Genomic DNA, 19224 nt, shown 5'->3' on the forward strand with positions numbered 1-19224 from the left:
GGAAATTTATTTTCCGGGAGACACGACCATACTTTCCTCCACACAGTCCTCCATACGACGAGTATCAATCAGGTACTGGATCTTCCATACGCCGTTGATTTTTACCAGCTGGAAGGAATTAACGCCGCAATGATGGTAGCGATCATTTAGATAAAACCGATAGGGAGTCCACACACTAGCCAAATTACCATCTATACTGATCTGCTTGTAGTAAATACGTTCATCCAGCGATCCTTTCACTTCATGGCCAATTACACTGGCAAAACGTTCTACAGATTCGGGTTTTACAGTCTGGCCTTTTCCAATGGTTTGTACTATGGCGTTGGCATGGAAACAAGAACTTAGCAGGGCGCTGTCCGAAGTTCGCATCGCGATAAAAAGCTTATTAACAGCTGTTTTTACTTCATCTTCAGCAGATTGTGCATAGAGTTTTCCGGAAAGAATAAACAGGGTCGCCAGGATTAAACAGGTCCGCATTTTTTTATTGTAATTTAGGGTTTTTCTATCTTCGTTCCTAGTAAGAATATGACAGCATTAGAACAATATATCAGTAGTTACTTTGGCGTACCGGAAGAAGATGTGGCCGCCATCTCCAGCTATTTTAAACCACAGCAACTACGCAAACAGGAATACTATCTCAAAGCAGGTCAGGTATGCGATACGCTTAGCTTTCAACATTCAGGTCTGACCAGATTTTTTGTGCAACTACCGGAAAAAGAAGTGACGCAATGGATAGGTACCCCTGCCTACTTTATGACAGATTTGAATGGACTCATGTTTGGAAAACCATCCCGCTGGAGTATACAAGCACTGGAAGACTGTGAACTGTTTACCATTCATAAAAAAGACTATCTCGCCCTCGGTGAACAAATGCCTGCCTGGCATGAACTGGAGAAGAAGTTTATAGCCCGCTGTTTTACGTATATGGAAGACCGTGTTTTTAATCTCCTTGCCATGAGCGCTGAACAACGCTACCAGTGGCTCTTCGGGCAGCATCCTGCTTTATTCAACCAGGTGCCGCTGCAATTCCTCGCCTCTATGTTAGGCATGACACCCGAAACACTTAGCAGAATCAGAAAAAAACAACTGATGTAACTTCTTGATTTTTGTCAAGAAAAGGAGCCTGTTTGCCGGATACCTTTACATCCACAAACAAGCCAAATGAAAAAGACATTACAAACAGAAGAAATCCTCCTTACAGCATTATCCGTTTTCCTGATGGTTCATTTTACCCCAGGCATTTCTTTCTGGCTGTGGATTCCACTTTTCCTGCTCCCTGATTTATCCATGCTCGGTTACCTGGCCGGCCCGCGTATAGGCGCACTTTCATATAATCTCTTTCATCACAGAGGCCTGGCTATTCTGATTGCCGCAGCAGGCTATTGGCTGAATATTCCATTGTTACTCACTGCCGGACTGTTACTCCTCGCTCACAGCTCCTTTGACCGCATGCTGGGATATGGCCTTAAATACGAAGATGATTTCAAACACACACATTTGGGAATGATTGGTCAGGCACAAGAACGGAAATAATTTTCTTTGAACGCGAAGGATGTATTATCTTTCATCGCTATTCTATGAGAGTATACACCACCCTTCAAATGGGCGTCTATCACACCCATCATTGTGAAGATTACCTGTTCACAGATACCCTTTCCGATAATACCCATCTATTTGTTGTTATGGACGGCTGCTCTGCAGGAACCGACAGCCAGTTTGCTACCGCGCTCTCTGCCCGGATTTTCAGGAAACTTGCCCGCGAGTTTAACTACAAATCCTTCCTGGAGAAACAGACGCCATCCTTGAAAACTTTGCAACGCCAGCTCCTGCAACGCTTCTTTGAAGAACTCAAAGCAATGAAAAATCATTTGCAACTGCAGTTGGAAGAAATGCTGCATACCTTACTCATGGCAATTGTTAATACAGATACAGGCGAGGCGGAAATCATCTGCCTGGGGGATGGCCTGATTTACATAGATGGCCAGTATCATGAATTTGACCAGGATAACCGGCCGGATTATCCTGCTTATCATCTCCAGAAAGATTTCGATTCCTGGTATGCAGCCCAGCAACAACTGCTTTCTGTGAAAGGTTTCCGGGATTTAAGTCTGTGCAGCGATGGCATCTTTAGCTTCGCCGCTTTTGACCGCGGCGAATATGCAGCGGCATACAATATTCCCGATTACCTGTTGCGTGATACAAACGCCAGTGAAACTACGTTTATGCTTAACCGTAAGGTGATTGAAATCCAGGAACAGGCAGGATTAAAACCCATGGACGACCTGGCGGTTATTCGTATTATGCTGCCAGATTAATTTTAAATAACCTCGGTGGAACGTGCTGATAATCTGTCTTGTACATTACGTATGCGCTCAATTTGCTTTAAATGGCGCATGTTATGATAAATAACAAATCTAAGCGTATCGCCCAACTTAAGCCTGATCCATTTTGTGAGACTGATAGAGGTGCGTACACGATTGAGATCAAAAGAGGCTGCTTGCTCCAATAATGCTAACATGGTTTCCTGTTGCTGTATAAATTCCGCTATGACGGCCACTGTAAGCTCCTGGTGAATAGGGTTCATCGGTTTAGGCGTTTTCATCTTACTATCTGCGGTGATTAATTTCACAAAGTAATTGCCAATAACGCCGCTTTTGAAAAGAGTGGCAGGAGTGGTGATAGAGAACCGCAAACTCTTGCTGATAGCCGGGTGATAGAAGTCGCCATACCGGTTAAGATGCGCTATACATTCCAGCATACTCCAGCTGTTATTGTGCTCACGCCAGTTCAAACGGGTAAGATCTTCCTTTTGAAGCGCTTGTGCAAAGCTGATATGCTCACGGGTGAGTTCCTGGAGGGAGGCTATTAACGCTGAAGATGCAATGGTCATGTGCTATTTTTTTACAAAACTCCCCATTTTCAGCTTACGGAATCTTGATTGAAATCAAGATTTTTTGAGTCGCGATAATGTTTCCGGGGTCATACGAAGATAGTTGGCAATGTACTTATGCGGGATATGCTGAAATAGTTGGGGACTTCTCTGAAGTACCCTGGCATAGCGTTCTCCGGGCGATTGAATCAGTAAATCTTTTTCCCGTTCCAACTGTTGCAGCACCAGGTCTTCCAGAATAGCCACCCACATAGCCAGATGGTCCTCGCTGGCATGTATAAATTCCTGGAAACGGGATTTTGGAATGACGCCAATTCTGGCTTTACGGATTACCTGCAAATAATAGCCAGATGCCCGGCCCGTCAAAAAACTATCTAATGCAACAATGATACTTCCAGGATAACCAAAGCGAATAATGCGTTCTTCTTCTCCATCCACCATAAAGAGTCTGACGCTACCTTCTTCCACGAGGTAAATATTGGTATCTACGCTGCCAGCCTTTGTCAGTAGCGTATTTCGGGCAGGAGTTAATGGCTTGTCAAAAAGGTTTTCTTCCCGGAATTTGGAGAGTATATCAGGACCAGCGCTCATCAGTACATTATTTCAACGCCGTTAAGATAGACAAATTTGCCGGATTGAAGGAGTCATCGGTTGTTTCCTGTAGGGAGACAACCGACGCTCCACACGGTATAATGTTATCCAAGGGCCGCAAATGCCTGGGATATATCGTCTTTGATATCTTCTATATGTTCCAGGCCCAGAGAAATCCGTAGTAATCCTGGCGCTACGCCTGCCTTCAGTTGCTCCTCTTCGCTGAGCTGCTGGTGCGTGGTAGTGGCCGGGTGAATAATGAGGGTTTTAGCATCGCCCACATTGGCAAGGTGATATATTAACTGTAACGACTGTACGAACTTATCGGCAGCTTCTCGGCCACCTTTTATCTTGAAACTTAACACGCCTCCAAATCCGTTCTGAAGGTACTTCTTCGCCAGATCATGGTATTTGTTCCCTGGTAACCCCGGATAATTTACACTGATGACCTGCGGTTGCTGCTCCAGCCATTTAGCCAGTTCCAGCGCATTGTCGACCGTCCTTTGTACGCGGAGCGACAATGTTTCCAGTCCCTGGATAAACAGGAAGGCGTTCTGTGGCGAGAGGGCAGGGCCCCAGGAACGTAAACCAGCCACCCTGGCGCGAATAATATAGGCAATATTGCCAAAAGGACTGTGAGACCCGAATACCTCCCAGAATTTCATACCGTGATAAGCATCATCCGGCTCACTGAACTGTTTGAATTTGCCATTCCCCCAGTTGTAATTGCCGCCATCCACAATGACGCCGCCAATACTGGTACCATGACCGCCAATCCATTTGGTAGCGGCTTCCACCACCACATTAGCGCCATGTTCCAGCGGCCTGGCCAGGAAGCCCGCCGCCCCGAAAGTATTATCCACTACCAATGGAATATCATGTTTCTTCGCAATGGCACTGATCTTTTCAAAGTCTGGAATAGCGAAGCCCGGATTACCAATCGTCTCCACATATATGGCTTTCGTATGCTCGTCTATCTGCGCTTCGAAAGATGCAGGATTGTCCAGGTCCGCGAAACGGGCATCCACGCCTATACGCTTGAAACTTACTTTAAACTGGTTATATGTACCTCCATACAGATAGGAGGAAGTGACAAAGTTATCGCCAGGCAAGAGTATATTATGCAACGCAATAAACTGCGCCGCCTGCCCGGAAGCCACCGCCAATGCGCCTACGCCGCCTTCCAGGGCTGCTACCCGCTTCTCAAATACATCCGTTGTAGGATTCATGATGCGCGTGTAGATATTGCCAAACTGCTTCAGTTGAAACAAATCAGCCGCATGCTCTGCACTGTCGAATGTATAAGAGGTAGTTTGATAGATGGGAACTGCTGCGGAATGAGTAGTTGGGTCAGGCTGATAGCCAGCATGCACCTGCAAGGTGTCGAAATGTAAAGGTTTCTTGGACATAACCGTCTGTTTATCGTTGATAAATACAATTAGTCTACAAAATATGTAGACTAATTGTATTTTCAAAACAGAACGGAAATTATTTTACCAGAGGTCGTACATACTGCATAAAGGAGAGCAGTAGTTTGCCTGGTTCTTCCATCGGGAGGAGGTGACTGGAATGTTCGAACCAGATTCCTTTCTTGTAGGGAGCCTTCACCGCCTTCAGCCAGCGATCGGTAGGGGCGCTGGGGGTTGTGTAATCGTGTCTCCCCATAAACATCAATACAGGAATAGGGAATTCCTTTACTCCATTGAAATCGGTGGTCAGGAACTCATCCAGTACCCGCCCTAACGTGAACATACTGCCCAAATCGATGGCGGGAACATCTTCCGGCGCATATTCCGGGGAAAGGTATGGCGCACTGTAATAATACTGCGGCTCCTGCCGATAGGCCGCCAATCCGCCATAATATTGCGGCCATTTGCGGGCAATGATAATACGTTCCCGGGTAACCGGCTTATTGCCCGGATAAGGCGCAATACTTTTCATTTCCTGGATAGCAGTATCATTCTTTGTCCGGATAGCCTCCTGCATGCCGAATTCGAAACTGACTTTTTCATTTTCCATGACATTGATGGCCTGCCCGATTCCGATATAGGCATAGAACAAATCAGGGCGTTTTAGCGCGGCATGCATGGCCACAATGGTGCCCCAGCTATGTCCCACCAAAATCAATTTTTTCTTATGATATTTCTTACGAATCATTTCTGCCAGCTGGATAGCATCATCCACATAAGTTTTGACCTGGATAGTGGCGCCCAGTCCGGCGGTATCATTGGCCAGGTAAGTTCTTCCGGCTGCGCGCTGATCATATTGCACTACCGTGAAATACTCTTCCAGCGGACGTTGGAAAGTCCACATAACTGGCGCCATAGGAGAAGCCGGACCTCCGTGTACAAAAAGTATAATGGGATTACTTGTATCCTGACCTCGTACAAATACCCATTGCTTTATCCCACCAATAGGCGCTTCGAAGTTTTCCTGAATACCATCCGGATTGAGGATAGTACTGATATCTTTAATTACTTTTCGTCCGGAAGCATAGCGTACTGCAGGGGGGCTTTGCTGTGCTTCCGCTGCTAGGCCGGCAAAAAATACCAGGAATAAGATGAATGGCAATTGGCGAAGGGTGAACCACATAGGGTGCTGGCAATCTTGCCTGAATTTTGGTTGAAGCATGATCTAATAGTTGTTGTGAATTTGGGTATGAGCCTCTTATAAGATGGCTTCCGAATGTACGAATTTATCCTATCTTTCCGGTACCAAAAGCAACAACGATATGGGTTTATTTTCAGGGTTAATGGGCAATGCCGGCGCAGTAAGCCAGGAAGAGCTGGTGAAGGAATACAGCAAACTGCTGATCGCTACCGAACACATAGAAATGGGGTTCAAACTGATCCGGGATGTTTTTCTTTTTACCAACAAACGCCTGATACTGGTAGAAAAACAAGGACTTACAGGAAGTAAAATTGAATACCGCAGTATTATCTATAAAAGCATTTCCCGGTTTAGCGTGGAAACTGCAGGTACCTTTGATCTGGATGCAGAACTGAAAATTTGGGTGTCCTCAGAAGCCAATCCCAGCGTAGTAAAACAGTTCACTAAATCAGTAGATGTTTACGAAGTGCAGAAAGTGCTGGCTAATTACGTACTCGGCTAAACGAAAATACATCCGATGTAAATACTTATTTTTGTGTCCGAAGATGTGAACCTGAACTTATTATTTTATATATGAATTTCTCCATACAACCCACACTGGAAAATGAGCGGGCCCAATTGGTACCGTTGCAGGAAACAGATTTTACGGAGGTCTTCGCAGTAGCGTCCGACCCTAAAATCTGGGAACAACATCCCAATAAAGACCGCTGGCAGGAACCTGTATTCCGGTCCTTCTTTGAAGGGGCGATGAAAAGTGGCGGCGCATTTAAAATCGTTGATAAAACCAGCGGAAAGGTAGCCGGTAGTAGCCGTTTTTATGATTATGATCCGGAAACCAACAGTATCTTTATAGGTTATACCTTCTATGGTACTGCCTTCTGGGGCGCAGGTATCAATTCTTCTGTAAAGAAACTAATGCTGGATTATATTTTTCAGTTTGTAGATAAGGTGCATTTTCATATTGGAGCGAGCAATATTCGCTCTCAGATAGCGATTCAACGCATTGGCGCAGTGAAGGTTGGCGAGCAGGAAGTAGCCTATTACGGAGAACCGAACAGACATAATTTTGTATATGAAATCACGCGGGAAAACTGGGTACAGCCCCAATCATAACTGCGTGCAGATTTAGTGAGATGAGCATATTTGATCTGATAATTATTGATCCCAGGAAAATAGCCCTGGAAGATGTTTTCTTCAGCGATGCCAATAAGGCCATCCTGGAACAGGTGATTAAGGAACATCGTCATATCGATGCCCTCCGGCAGTATGAGCTTCCGGTAGATAACAAAATACTGTTACACGGGCAATCCGGATGCGGTAAAACCACCACCGCCAAAGCCATTGCGGCTGCCCTGGGCAAAAGTATTGTTATTCTGAACCTGAGTACATTGGTTTCTTCCAAACTGGGAGAAACTTCCCATAACCTGAAAACAGTTTTCGATAAAGCCATCCGGGATAAAGCAGTGCTCTTCCTGGACGAGTTTGATCAAATCGGGAAATTACGTTCCACAGACGATCATGACTCTGGTGAGATGCGCCGACTCGTCAATACCCTGTTGCAACTGGTGGATTATTTCCCTCAGGATAGCATGCTGGTATGCGCCACCAATTTCTATGACCTGATCGATCCCGCACTGCTGCGTCGCTTTCAACTGAAATTAAAGTACGAGCTGCCAGGACAGGAAATGCTGGATCTGTATTACGAAAAGAAACTGGAACGATTCCCGGAACATCTTCGGAACCTTCCCCGCAAGTACGATATCTCCTATGCAGAAGCAGAGGATTATATCAATACAACCATGAAAGGACGAATCATACAGGAACTGGAAACCGCTGCGCTGGAATTAGCCAGCGCATAGTAACTAGTAAGCATATACGTAATTCCCAGTTGCAGACTTTCTGCAACTGGGAATTTTTTTTATTTCAGAAAACAGATCATCGGTATGGTAGCGATGAACATGTAAACGAAATAATGGTAGGTTTTGTCGTCCGCCTTGCTGGTTCGGTATTTTACCACTCTGAAGGCAATAATGGCATGGTATAGGTATTGTGCCACTATCAGGGTAATCACCCAGGCAGAATAATTATTCTGACTGACGATGGCCAGGCAGAATAGTAAAGGGGAGATGGTGAGGAAGTAGACAAACAACATCTTCCTGGACCTGGCATCTCCATACTGTAAGGGCAATGTTTTACGATGCATGACCGCATCTCCCACCTGATCCCTCAGATCCTGCACCGGTAGACCAAATCCAGCCCAGACACTGAGGAAAATAATAAAGAGCCATACATTATGGCCGATGTGGTTAGTGGCCAGTTGCCATTCTGCTCCCAACAGTGCCACTGTGCCGGCAGAGATGCAGACCAGGTTCTTCGTAACCCAGTGCCGACTTCCCCAACCACAGAGTACAATGGTAATCACCTGCCAGGCAATCGCATATAAGAGTACATGCAGGAACCAGGAAATCACCATGAAAAGGACATTGTAAATGATTAATCGCCTAATAGCGGCTTTTCTCGTAATCAGCTTTGCTGGTAAGGGGCGGTCTGGCTTGTTGATAGCATCTTCTTCTTCCGAATTTACCTGGTTGGCTACACAAAATGTGAGAATGTAAAACATCGTATACAACGTGCAAGTGAAAATAGCCAGAGGCAAATCGCTCATCGGCCTGCCTTCATAAAACCATGCCGTGAGAAAAGTGATGAAACAAGGGACAATTGTGTCCATAAGGTCGTTCTTGACAAAACGCCATATTAGACGAATCTCAAATAGTACATTCACAGTTAGCATAAAAGAATAATTAAGAGCTTATATGATAAATATATTAATCTTGTGGCTTGCGCAATAATCTTCTACACTAACATGGCTGAAATGTGACCGCAGTAAATAAGTTATTTATTTTTAATGTGTTATGCCATGCAGAAATCAGTCCTGTTAGGAGACAGCAGGGATTTCCGCAAATTCGAAGCGGTAGGTCAACCGATTGAAACTTATCTAGTGTTGTTGAGGGGGAATGTATAACTGCAACGTTACAGGGGGCGATTTTGTTTATCGCGACACGATAACATTAGAAGGGGAGTGTTCGTAATGGGAAGTGTGAGGTCGGGTTTTCTGAGTGTCAGTCGTCGGATATCAGCAACGGAGTTGGGTTTGAACCGCCTGATAGAGTTCTTTTACTTTAAAGGGTTTATGTAATCTTACAATGCCGTTGGAATACCCATTGGCAGGGAGTTCTATAGTTTGGCCAGTAATCAGGATAACAGGTATATGCCGGAGCGCATCGTCTTGCCGGAGATAGGAAATGAGATCTGTTCCCAGCATGTCAGGCATATTGAGATCCGTGATGATCAGGTCGGGTTTGTTCTCACGGATAAGATGAAGGCCTTCGCTCGCGCTACCAGTAACTGTTACGGCTGCATGTTTATCCTTCAGGGTACGGGACAGCGCTACCTGGTTCATCAGATCATCCTCAATCACAAGGATATTGTATCTCGATAAATCAATTTCTTCTTTACGCTCTTCTGTTGTAATAGTTTGCTGGGCCTCTTTTACAGGGAGTATGACCGTAAATGTAATGACCCCGTTTTCAGCAGTTACTGCAATCGTTCCCTTCATTCTTGTCACCAGGTAATGGGTGATATATAATCCCAGTCCGGTACTGTCATATCGGGAATGATTTTCTGAATCAAATGGTAAGAACAACTGCGCGAGCCTGGACTGGTCAATATGTCCGGGATTGCAGACATGCAGCTGTAGTTCATGTTCCTGTAGAGTTGCATGTACATCAATGACAGCGCCGTAGCCACTGTGTTTGATGGCATTGGTCAGTAAGTTATTGACGATTTTAGTGAGGGCAAGCCGGTCTGTAGTGATAGCAGGTTGAATAGCCGCATGCAGGTTAATCTGTTTGCCTTCCAGTTCTCCCAGTACTTTGAAAATATTGACCTTATCCTGGAGGAATGGCGTAATGTCTACCACACTTTCCACTGCCTGATCATCTTTGCCAGCCTCGATTTTTGTCAGCAATAATCCATTATTGATGATATCCAAAGCTTGTTCTGAAGAGCTTTTTAGGCAACTTACAATATGGGCTTGTTCCTCCGGCGTAAGATGATTATTAGCGATAAGATCTGCAAAAGTAGAGATGGTATGTACCGTATTGCGGAGTTCATGATTAATTTCCGCATGATAAATGGCTTTCTCTTCATTCAATCGCTGTACTTCTTTTAACGATCGGTCATTCTGATTGATCAGCAGCCAGGTACTGCAACCAATCAGTACCAACATGGCAAACCAACAAATCACCTTGATATTATCTGTCGTAGCAGGGCTGAGGGCCAGCGGTTCTACGAAATGATAACGGTTGTTCAGCGCGATGAGTGCAAATAATACCATCGCCATTATCAAACTAAAAATACGTACTCCCCAACGTCTGTAGACGGAGAAAGAAGAACCGATTAAGAAGGTGAGCAGGAACGCGGTGATCAGGGCTTCCGGCATGGCAGGCCCCAACAGGGCTCCGAAGTAACAGGCGAATACTGTATGAACCAATACGGTACCAAGGGTGCCAAACTCGTAGGATTTTTTGTAATTGAAATATATCACTACAGCGAAGCAACAACATTCTACTATTACTCCTGCAATCAGGAAGATGCTGTTGGTCAAAAAGTAAAAATAGGTTCCAATGATAGCCAGAAATACCGCGGTGAGGAAAGCCAGCGCGTTGATTACAATCACACTGTTATACTTGTTTCCTGCATCCGGTGGCACCCCGGCAAATATTATTTTCCGGATCAATTTCAACATCTCAGTTCGTTTTGAGGGATGCACGTTTTTTATTACTGGATAAATCCAGGGTTATTTTGTATCTAAAGGTATTCATAACACGTAACATTTGTTGTAGTAAAACCTGATATTATTCAGGCAGGATTCGGGGAGGGTGTAATTTAGTAATAATTTTCATAATTACTATCATACCGCAGACGGTTGGCATCCCTTGATATATAGTTCGTTAGTGAACGTTCATTGGTTCGGAATCGGACATATAATATTATTTTTACTGTGTAAGGTAGTGTAAAATAGTGTAATGTTATTTGGCATATTCTTTAATTGGATAGAACATCAACTATCCTTCCGACCATGATAAAGACCTGGTTGCTAACTGGTTTCCGTTATCAGGACCTGCAGACGTAAGTTTTCATGTAAGCTTGCTTACCAGCAGTGCCGGGATAATGGAAAACAGTACCAGGAGTAAGACAAAAAGCCCCCGGCCATGCGCTGGCGAGGGGCTTGAGGTGGAAACGTTCCTGGGGAGTAAAACAGGTATCCTTACATATCTATATTCTCCTGCACCGCGGCAATCGGTACATCTCCACCTGCATCTATTACACCAATCAATGAATATTTTCCTTTAGGCAGATTATCCGGAAGTTGGAATGGAACTATTCTTACTTGTCCGGGAAACATGGGGAATAAAGGAAAATATACTTTCGTTCGTTCATTTGTAGCATTATTGGAGAGTTCTATGTAGCTATTGATTTCCAGCTGCATTCTCCCCGTGTTTTTACAGGTGATCAGACAGACTCTGTTGCTGTCTTTGGGAAGTTGGAAGCCTTGAATCTCAACATCCTTCTCCGTAATACCAGGAGGGGTTTGATAAATATGTACGCCTACGCGCATTCTTCCATTCACTTTGGTTCTGACTCCATCTGCTGTTTCTACAATCTGTTCCTGGGTAGTTTCGAGGAAGATCATGGCCCATTTCATCTCTGCATTGGAGAGTGAGTCTTCCGGCGCCACCAGTTTGAATGGTAGTTCAACCGTCTGGCCAGAGTCTATTTCAAAAAAGGTTTTGTCCAGTTTGATCCATTTGGCACAACTTTGCGGGATAGAACCTCCGGCAGTGTATACATGCCCTCCGGCCGAATCCCTGACGAAATCCGCGGTATAAATTGTAAACTGTTTATGTACTGGCATGGCACTTGTGATCAGCACTTTGCCAATACCGGTCTGGCCCGGGCTCAGCCGAAAGTCGATCGTAGCCGGTCGGAAGAGGAGTCCGGATCTTTTCGTCGGACTGGAGTCGGACGGGGAAGGCGCCAATGTTTGGGATTCTCCTTTTCCTACACCATTGACCGATTTTGGATTGGTAGTGGGAGCAGGGGTTTGGGGTTGTACTTTACCTGGTGCAGCGGGAACTTGCCCTTGCGCGAAGGTAGTCAATTGAAAGCCGACAAGAACGGCCAGCAGCAGTCCTTTCATGATCATAGAATTTTAAGCGTTACCATTTCTGAGGTCGTCGTTGTAAATAATACGTTCCAGCTTATGATGATCCAGGATAATGATTTTCCCATCCTGTATATCAATGATGTGCTCATCGCGCATGTCGCTGAGGGTACGAATGAGCGATTCTTTGGCTACGCCGGCGAGGGCCGCGAGGTTACACCGACTGATATTGAGACTGAATTCGATGCTCCCGGAGGGGTTATATTTCTCATACGTGATGAGTAATGCTTCTCCTACTTTTTTCCGCAGGGAACTGTAGGCCATTCGAAGCATTTGTTCCTGTTTGTCTGCAATATTTCTCGTGAGGATTTTGATGATATCCAGCAGGAAGGAGTTATTGTAACGAAACAGGAACTGGAGATCTTCTCTCGATATAAATACGAGGTCAGCTTCTTCCATCACTTCTGCTGTTTCCCGATGTCGGCCGCCATCCATGAGGGCCTGAAATCCCAGGAAATCGCCTTCGTTGAAGAGTCCTGTTATCAGCTCCTTACCGTCTTCATTCCACTTGCTGGTTTTCACCTTGCCTTTGAGAACATAGAAGATACAGGTTGCAGATTTGCCTTCGCTGTAAATGATTCGTTTCTTTTTCAGATGTAAAAGATTGCCTTCATCCATTTGCAGCTGAAGCAGCTCGTTGATAGTTGTTACCGGATTAACAGGAGTGTTATCTGGCTCAACTTCGTCTGTGATCATTACCTTTTTCATCATGAGCATAAATTAGAATAGTTAAGGGCGTACGTATGATTTTGTTGAAAAGGTTAATCAACAATCAATGGGATATGGTCAATAATTTTTGGTGAATCTTTTGGGGGCCAAAAAATGGCTATGCTTAAAATAGCGCGGTTTGGGGGTCAGTAGTTTCAGTAATTCATGGGGTATCCGTTCGTTTTAGTTTTGTTTTGGTTTAAAGAATTTTATTTCCCTACTCTTATCCACTATCTCAAAATTTGCTGTTCCTTCTGTCGCATGGCTCAGGTCTACAGGGTAGGCCATCACCTTTGGTCTGATCTTATCAATAAATGCATCGGGGTTAAGGGATACAGTATACTTACCTGCAGGTACATTGATGAAATATGTACCTTTCAGATCTGTAAGTGTACTATAACTTACCCCTGCACTATCTGTTGCGGTTACTTTAATGTTTTCCAGCCGTACCCGTGTGCCGGCCAGCGAATCTGTCAGGATCTTAAGAGAGCCCGAAATAACGCTGCTTTTTTTGAATGGCAGCGTAATGGTTATGTCTTTGGTTACTGGGATCACTTGTGTATTTCCGGATGCGGGAATCAGCCCCTTGATCGTATTGAAGGCTCGGAACTCTACCTTATAAGGGCCGGGCTCTACATTTTTATACGAAATTTTTCCCGAAGCATCCGAGATAAACGGAATATCGTTGATGCTAACTTCCAGATTTTGGATGGTATGCTCACCGGGATCCATAATACCATTCCCGTTAACATCATTAAATGGTAAAAGGTTGAGTGTAAAGTATTTTCTATGGAAGAAAATCGGAACATTGAACATTTTCCTGGCAGTTACACTCACGTAATTCTGGTTTATACCGCTGGGGGCTGCGCTTTGGGTAGACTCCAGCGGAATGGAGGCTGTCACCTGGATATCCAAGCCATTATTGGGATTACTGTAGGTGACATATCCACCGATTATATTATATATCGTACTGTCATATAATGTTTTAGACCAGTTGTAGAAAAGATTTGCTTTAATTCTTTTGAACAACGTAAAGGTGAAATTCGGGCCCGCCAGGATGGTTTGTTGGTAGCTCACGAAGTTCTTATCGGTCGTCTGATCAAACATCGGGGTTTGCATATAGTACCCCTTAATTCCAAACCATTTGTAATTTGCTGTAAGCAGCGTATTGGTCAGGAATATGGATTTTTTGTTGGTACCATATGAGCTATTGTATCCATTAATACTATTGAAGTAAATACCTGCCGTCCTGTCGAATTTTTGGGTGTACAGTAATTCCAGCAGAGAGTATTCCGGCAATGTATTGACAAATGCCGCAGTTTGTTCCAGACGTCCGACGCTAATGGCCGCACTACCACCTTTCAGCCCGTAACTGTATGTCACCCCGTATTTGGAGATATCATAATTGAGGATATCAGAATTATAAACCGTATCCCGAAGGGTATTGATGGGGGAGCGGTTGTACTGATAAAAGGCTCCCAGCCCACTTTTACCAACTTTATAAGTGATGGTATGCGATTGAATCCTGAGTCCTTTGTATAATCCTGGATAAGAATCAGAATTGTATTGCATCTGACTGAACAGGCTTAATTTTTTCCTGGACAGAGAGAAGAGGTATCCGGCAGCGTAGCCGAGTTCGTCTGCCGGAGCCCCTGGTATGCTAACTATGCTGAAGTCTTTTCCGATCGCGCCATTGAACAGCAGTTTTAAATCATCTTTGTTGAAAATGGTCGCCTCATTGTTAAATATAAAACTGTTGTAATTGTATAATGTATCATGATTGAGTGATACCGCCTGCAGTATCTTTATCTTTTTAATTGGATACTGAGCAGATACAGTCACGTTATCACTTGTGAAGAACGGAATATCTCTGTGAATGGATACAGCGGCTGAAATGAAAGCGTCTGGTGTAAATTTATAGGTCACTCTACCGCCAGTACCGTAAAGATAGAAGTACTTACTTTCTGACATGTTACCAGCATAGAAGTTCCACTTGGGTATATTATAGTCTATACCGAATACATTTTTTTCCAGGTTATTACCCATGCCATACTGTTTGGTACGGTAGTAGAAGGAAAGACTCTGGTCTCCCCATGCAGCACTACCACTGATACCAGTATAAAAACTTTGCTGGTTACCCCAGTTAACATAACCTGCTTCCCAATAAAGAGGAAAGGTTTGATAAGGGGAAGGATTAGATTTTAATTCACTCTGGACTTTCTCGATGGTCACAATATTCATGAAGCTTTCACCGGAAGCTTCTTCAACAGTAACGCCTATCTTTTCGGTTTTTAGGCGGTTCCATTGATTTTCATTCAACTTGAACTTGTATGTGAATACAGTGTCCATTCCCGGCGCCAGTTTAAATTTGACGATGTGGTTCAGATCAATGGCATTGTCTTTAAATTCGGTATTGTAAACGCCATCGATAGTACCATAGTTTTTGACTCTGGTAGTAATAGATACTTCTCGTTCAGTACCTCGCAGCTGCACTATTTCAGTGATTGGAGTAACCCTGAAAATACTGACAGGATCAGCTTTGATGTAATATTTATAAACATGTTGAACTCCGGAAGATTCTCGAATCGTTACTAAAACAGGAAGCCATTTAGCGGGAGAATGCTGTTGCTTCATGACAATGATTGGAATAGTCATTGTCGCATTGGGGCCAATCTTTCGTTGCTGTTCTTTCGGGCCGGGCGCCAGGAGTTTCCAGTTGTCCGGTACCTGCAAAGATATATTAAACTCGGTCTCGGAGTTTTGTTTATTTGTTATCTTAAAGTTATTGTACAGGAATTGGGCTTCTTTATTGGCTGCCAGCGAATCAGTGTGCTGTACCATCAAAGATTCACCGGACTGCGCAAATAATTTTACGCAGCTTAAATTGCAAATGACAAATAGTCCAATGAGCAATAGCCGGATTAACTGAGATTTCATGATCTCAAGGGGTTGGGGTACATTGAAAATTTCAAAACAGGCAAGCCTTTCGTCGAGAAAGGCTCACCTGTAGTAGAGACGGAAATTATAACTGTGTTGCTGTTAAGATTACATCCAATCCATACAGACCGCCAGTGTAAGACCATCCTGGTTCTGCACGGAATCTTACGGAGAATTGTTTGTTACCACCTGCGATACCATTGTTGATCAAAGGAGCAGGAGCTACTGTAAGTGCATTCCAGAAGAATGGAGTACCGTTAGTACCGCCAGTCAGATTAGATTGCAGGTGATATTTCAGCACGCTGCATGGCATTACGTTGTTACCAGTACCAGTACCCAGGTAAGCGAAGGTAGCTGATGCAGATTTGATGGTAACGTTGAAGTTACGGTTGGAACTAACATGGAAGTCAGCGTCCAGATGTCCATGAATGTCACGGAGATCTTCACCATGCCAGTAGTCATGAGCATCATCGAAGATAGCGCCCATTGCTTGTACTGGAGGGTCGATGTCAATAACATTTGTTAAAAGCAGACCAACGTGCACTGTGGCGTGATCTGATGCCTGAGCAAAGCAGCTCATGGATGCGAGGGCAATTGCAGCCGATAAGAACAAAGCTTTCATTTTGTTGGGTTTTAAGTTCTGAGGTAAAAAACAAACCTGAAATTGATTTTAACAATTTGCATGCGGTTTACGATCACAATATTAGAGCTATTAATATTTCAGATTGATGACCGTCATCACCATTTCTAAAATTTTGTTAAAAACATCTTCGGTTAATGATATGTTATTTGTGAAACGCTTTGTGGTGGCTTGTTTTGGAGGATTGTGTTTTTTTGATTTTAACACTCGTTAACGGAGCATTCACAAAAATAGGGTGAAAACACGGTGCTAAAAGGTATTTAAACGGATGGTATACGTAGTTCTACTTTTTCGTATGTGCATTGACGTTATATGTCGCTGAGAAACGCCAGCAAAAAGGGTTTTGAAGAAAAGTCTAATTATATATTCTCTGAAATAAGACTTTTTCTGTAAGAGAGCGGACTCACACCGTTATATTTTCTGAACTGACGATTAAGATGACTCTCATCTGTAAAACCAAGTTCTTCGGCAATCTGACCAATAGTGAGGGTACTATGTGCCAATCGTTGCTGTACCAGCTTATTACGATACTGTGAGATATATTGTTGTAAACTCTCTCCAGTAAACTTTCTGAAGTATTCGCCCACATAATTTACAGATAAATGGAAGGTTTGAGCGAGATGCTCGACTCTCAGTTTTTCACTCTCTCCAATATATTGACGAATATAAATCAGCATCCGGTTGATTAATGGCTCTTCCTCTGTATTGGCCACCGTAGCGGGTTTGTCGCCTGCCACATTCCTGGTGAGTATATTCAGTATTAATGTAACAAGATGTTGTAAGTTCTCTTCATGGTAGTCACGCTGCTGTTCGTATTCGCTTACCAGCTGTCGGATAAATTCTCCAATCATACGGCAATCACCTGTATGGGTGATCTGTACATGCTGAAAGCGATTGTGGTGAAAGAATATATGTTCCAGCTGTTTCAACCATTGTAAGATTCTTTCTTTATCGGCGGGTGATTTACTACTGCCGAGAAAGACTTCTGAAAAGCGAATTGAGCAAAGTTGCGTCGGCGTTTCGCTTTCAAAACCACGACAATCCAGCGGCGTATAAAGAAATATATTCCCTTTCGTATAAGGGTATTTATTACGATTCAGAGTACGAATACCATTTCCTTCCATCACCTGAACGATTTCAAAGAAATGATGTACCAATGGCCTTTCATTCCAGTGTTCCAGGTCCGATACGCCTACTTCAAATGGACTGTGCAGCGATTTTTGTGTCATAACCTGTAAATGTACAAAACAAACCCTTTTTTATCACTGTTCTGCCGTGCTTGGGGCAGCTACCTTTGGGTCAGTAAAACAGATGAAGCTATGAAGACAACAGCAAAATTACTGGCCCCATTGCTGGTGGGAGGACACGAATTCCGCAACAGAATAGCGATGGCGCCTATGAGCAGAAGAAGAGCAACAGGAGATGCGATGCCAACAGATAATATGCGTATTTATTACGGTCAGAGAGCCGGTGCAGGGTTGATAATAGTAGAAAATACCGCAGTAGCTCCGAATGGAGTAGGCTACCTGCGGGTGCCTGGTATCTTCTCCGCAGCTCAGCAGGAAATATGGAAGCAAATAACCGATGAAGTGCACCAGCAGGGAGGTACAATATTCCTCCAGCTTGTGCATACCGGCCGTATTGGCCATGCCGCCAATCAGCAGGGATTACCCACCGTTTCCGCTTCTGGTGTGGCCGCAGCCGGTGAGGTTGGTATCCCAGGTGGATTACATGTTCCCTTACCTGCTCCTGAAATGTTGACTATGGCAGGAGCCGCCGCCATGGTACAAGCCCATGTGGATGCAGCTATTGCGGCTATAGCAGCCGGTTTTGACGGGGTGGAAATCCATGGCGCACATGGCTTTTTACCCGGACAATTCCTCCATCCTGCTACCAACCAACGTACGGACAAATATGGCGGTAGCATCATCAACAGAAGCCGCTTTCTGCTGGACATAATGGAAGGAGTGGCGGATGCGATAGGAAAGGAACGTACAGGCCTGCGTTTGTCTCCATTTTCTGGGTTGAATGATTTGCCTCCTTATCCAGAAGAAGTGGCTACCCATCAATACCTGGCAGAGGAATTAGATAAATTGGGCATCTTGTATATCCATTTGTCAGATCAGTCTGTTAACGGACAACCGCCTATTCCATACTGGTATCTCCAGGATATCAGGGAACGTTTCCATCAGTTGATCATACTCGCGGGAGGTTATACGCCGGAAACAGCAGAAGCCAGACTGCAGGAAGGTTTGGCGGATATCATCGCATTCGGGCGGCCTTTTATTTCCAATCCCGACCTGGTGGAGAGAATACGGTACAATTTGCCTTTAGCCCCTGCAGACCCGGAAACCTTTTACCAGGGAGGAGATACTGGCTTAATTGATTATCCATCCTATCAGATTATCAGGGAAAATTGTAGTATGGAGGATGAAATGCAGCCTGCGTAATGTTAAATAACTGTTGAGTCATGAGAGACAGCCGTCTCCCATGACTTCTTTATACATTAACATTCAAAATAGAAATGGACACATAAAGGGAAAAACATTCCCGCGGGTGGCC

19 protein-coding genes are annotated in these 19224 nt (G+C 44.3%); 7 read left to right on the forward strand and 12 right to left on the reverse strand.

Features of this window, described 5'->3' with window-relative positions; genetic code table 11:
* Positions 1-6: 6 nt before the first annotated feature.
* Entirely contained in the window at positions 7-477 is a 471-nt protein-coding gene (locus tag CLV59_RS18285; protein ID WP_111593522.1) for a nuclear transport factor 2 family protein, read from the reverse strand.
* A 48-nt stretch (positions 478-525) separates the two neighbouring features.
* Between CLV59_RS18285 and CLV59_RS18290 the strand changes: the two genes are divergently transcribed.
* From CLV59_RS18290 to CLV59_RS18300, 3 genes are all read left to right on the forward strand, one after another.
* A complete protein-coding gene (locus CLV59_RS18290) occupies positions 526-1095 on the forward strand; it encodes a Crp/Fnr family transcriptional regulator (protein WP_111593523.1) in 570 nt (189 codons plus the stop codon).
* Between the two features lie 66 nt (positions 1096-1161).
* Positions 1162-1533 (forward strand): DUF4260 domain-containing protein, encoded by a 372-nt coding sequence (locus CLV59_RS18295; protein WP_111593524.1) that lies wholly within the window; start codon positions 1162-1164, stop codon positions 1531-1533.
* Positions 1534-1577: 44 nt separating this feature from the next.
* On the forward strand, positions 1578-2315 hold the full coding sequence (locus tag CLV59_RS18300) for a protein phosphatase 2C domain-containing protein (RefSeq protein ID WP_111593525.1): 738 nt from the start codon (positions 1578-1580) through the stop codon (positions 2313-2315).
* Positions 2316-2317: 2 nt separating this feature from the next.
* Here the strand turns inward: CLV59_RS18300 and CLV59_RS18305 are convergent, their stop codons facing one another.
* From CLV59_RS18305 to CLV59_RS18320, 4 genes are all read right to left on the reverse strand, one after another.
* A complete protein-coding gene (locus tag CLV59_RS18305; protein ID WP_111593526.1) occupies positions 2318-2890 on the reverse strand; it encodes a DinB family protein in 573 nt (190 codons plus the stop codon).
* Positions 2891-2944: 54 nt separating this feature from the next.
* Complete coding sequence (locus CLV59_RS18310) at positions 2945-3481, reverse strand: Crp/Fnr family transcriptional regulator (RefSeq protein ID WP_111593527.1); 537 nt, start codon at positions 3479-3481, stop codon at positions 2945-2947.
* A gap of 104 nt (positions 3482-3585) precedes the next feature.
* Positions 3586-4890 carry an O-acetylhomoserine aminocarboxypropyltransferase/cysteine synthase family protein gene (locus CLV59_RS18315; RefSeq protein ID WP_111593528.1) on the reverse strand — a complete coding sequence of 435 codons (1305 nt, stop codon included), beginning with the start codon at positions 4888-4890 and terminating at the stop codon, positions 3586-3588.
* 79 nt (positions 4891-4969) lie between these two features.
* On the reverse strand, positions 4970-6112 hold the full coding sequence (locus tag CLV59_RS18320; protein ID WP_211323958.1) for an alpha/beta fold hydrolase: 1143 nt from the start codon (positions 6110-6112) through the stop codon (positions 4970-4972).
* Between the two features lie 100 nt (positions 6113-6212).
* Between CLV59_RS18320 and CLV59_RS18325 the strand changes: the two genes are divergently transcribed.
* The 3 genes from CLV59_RS18325 (at position 6213) to CLV59_RS18335 (ending at position 7950) form a co-directional block, all read left to right on the forward strand.
* Positions 6213-6593 (forward strand): PH domain-containing protein, encoded by a 381-nt coding sequence (locus tag CLV59_RS18325; RefSeq protein ID WP_111593824.1) that lies wholly within the window; start codon positions 6213-6215, stop codon positions 6591-6593.
* A gap of 71 nt (positions 6594-6664) precedes the next feature.
* Positions 6665-7204 (forward strand): GNAT family N-acetyltransferase, encoded by a 540-nt coding sequence (locus CLV59_RS18330; RefSeq protein WP_111593530.1) that lies wholly within the window; start codon positions 6665-6667, stop codon positions 7202-7204.
* 20 nt (positions 7205-7224) lie between these two features.
* Positions 7225-7950 (forward strand): AAA family ATPase, encoded by a 726-nt coding sequence (locus tag CLV59_RS18335; protein WP_111593531.1) that lies wholly within the window; start codon positions 7225-7227, stop codon positions 7948-7950.
* A 59-nt stretch (positions 7951-8009) separates the two neighbouring features.
* On the opposite strand, the gene CLV59_RS18340 is transcribed toward CLV59_RS18335, so the two are convergent.
* From CLV59_RS18340 to CLV59_RS18370, 7 genes are all read right to left on the reverse strand, one after another.
* Positions 8010-8819, reverse strand: coding sequence for a UbiA family prenyltransferase (locus CLV59_RS18340; protein WP_170137806.1), 810 nt, complete (start codon positions 8817-8819; stop codon positions 8010-8012).
* A 405-nt stretch (positions 8820-9224) separates the two neighbouring features.
* Positions 9225-10898 carry a response regulator gene (locus tag CLV59_RS18345; protein WP_111593533.1) on the reverse strand — a complete coding sequence of 558 codons (1674 nt, stop codon included), beginning with the start codon at positions 10896-10898 and terminating at the stop codon, positions 9225-9227.
* A 522-nt stretch (positions 10899-11420) separates the two neighbouring features.
* The gene (locus CLV59_RS18350; RefSeq protein WP_146616237.1) at positions 11421-12353 is read right to left on the reverse strand and encodes a hypothetical protein; all 933 of its coding nucleotides are present in this window, start codon (positions 12351-12353) and stop codon (positions 11421-11423) included.
* 12 nt (positions 12354-12365) lie between these two features.
* Positions 12366-13088 (reverse strand): Crp/Fnr family transcriptional regulator, encoded by a 723-nt coding sequence (locus CLV59_RS18355; protein ID WP_170137807.1) that lies wholly within the window; start codon positions 13086-13088, stop codon positions 12366-12368.
* A gap of 180 nt (positions 13089-13268) precedes the next feature.
* Positions 13269-16022: a hypothetical protein gene (locus tag CLV59_RS18360; protein ID WP_146616238.1), complete on the reverse strand. Its 2754-nt coding sequence runs from the start codon at positions 16020-16022 to the stop codon at positions 13269-13271.
* 85 nt (positions 16023-16107) lie between these two features.
* Positions 16108-16644, reverse strand: a complete 537-nt coding sequence (locus CLV59_RS18365; RefSeq protein WP_111593537.1) for a hypothetical protein — start codon at positions 16642-16644, stop codon at positions 16108-16110.
* Between the two features lie 377 nt (positions 16645-17021).
* Positions 17022-17891: an AraC family transcriptional regulator gene (locus CLV59_RS18370; protein WP_111593538.1), complete on the reverse strand. Its 870-nt coding sequence runs from the start codon at positions 17889-17891 to the stop codon at positions 17022-17024.
* A gap of 90 nt (positions 17892-17981) precedes the next feature.
* On the opposite strand from CLV59_RS18370, the gene CLV59_RS18375 reads away from it, so the two are divergent.
* Positions 17982-19112 carry an alkene reductase gene (locus CLV59_RS18375; protein ID WP_111593825.1) on the forward strand — a complete coding sequence of 377 codons (1131 nt, stop codon included), beginning with the start codon at positions 17982-17984 and terminating at the stop codon, positions 19110-19112.
* Positions 19113-19224: the final 112 nt, after the last annotated feature.

Origin of the sequence: Chitinophaga dinghuensis (assembly GCF_003259435.1) — a bacterium.
GTDB lineage: Bacteria > Bacteroidota > Bacteroidia > Chitinophagales > Chitinophagaceae > Chitinophaga > Chitinophaga dinghuensis.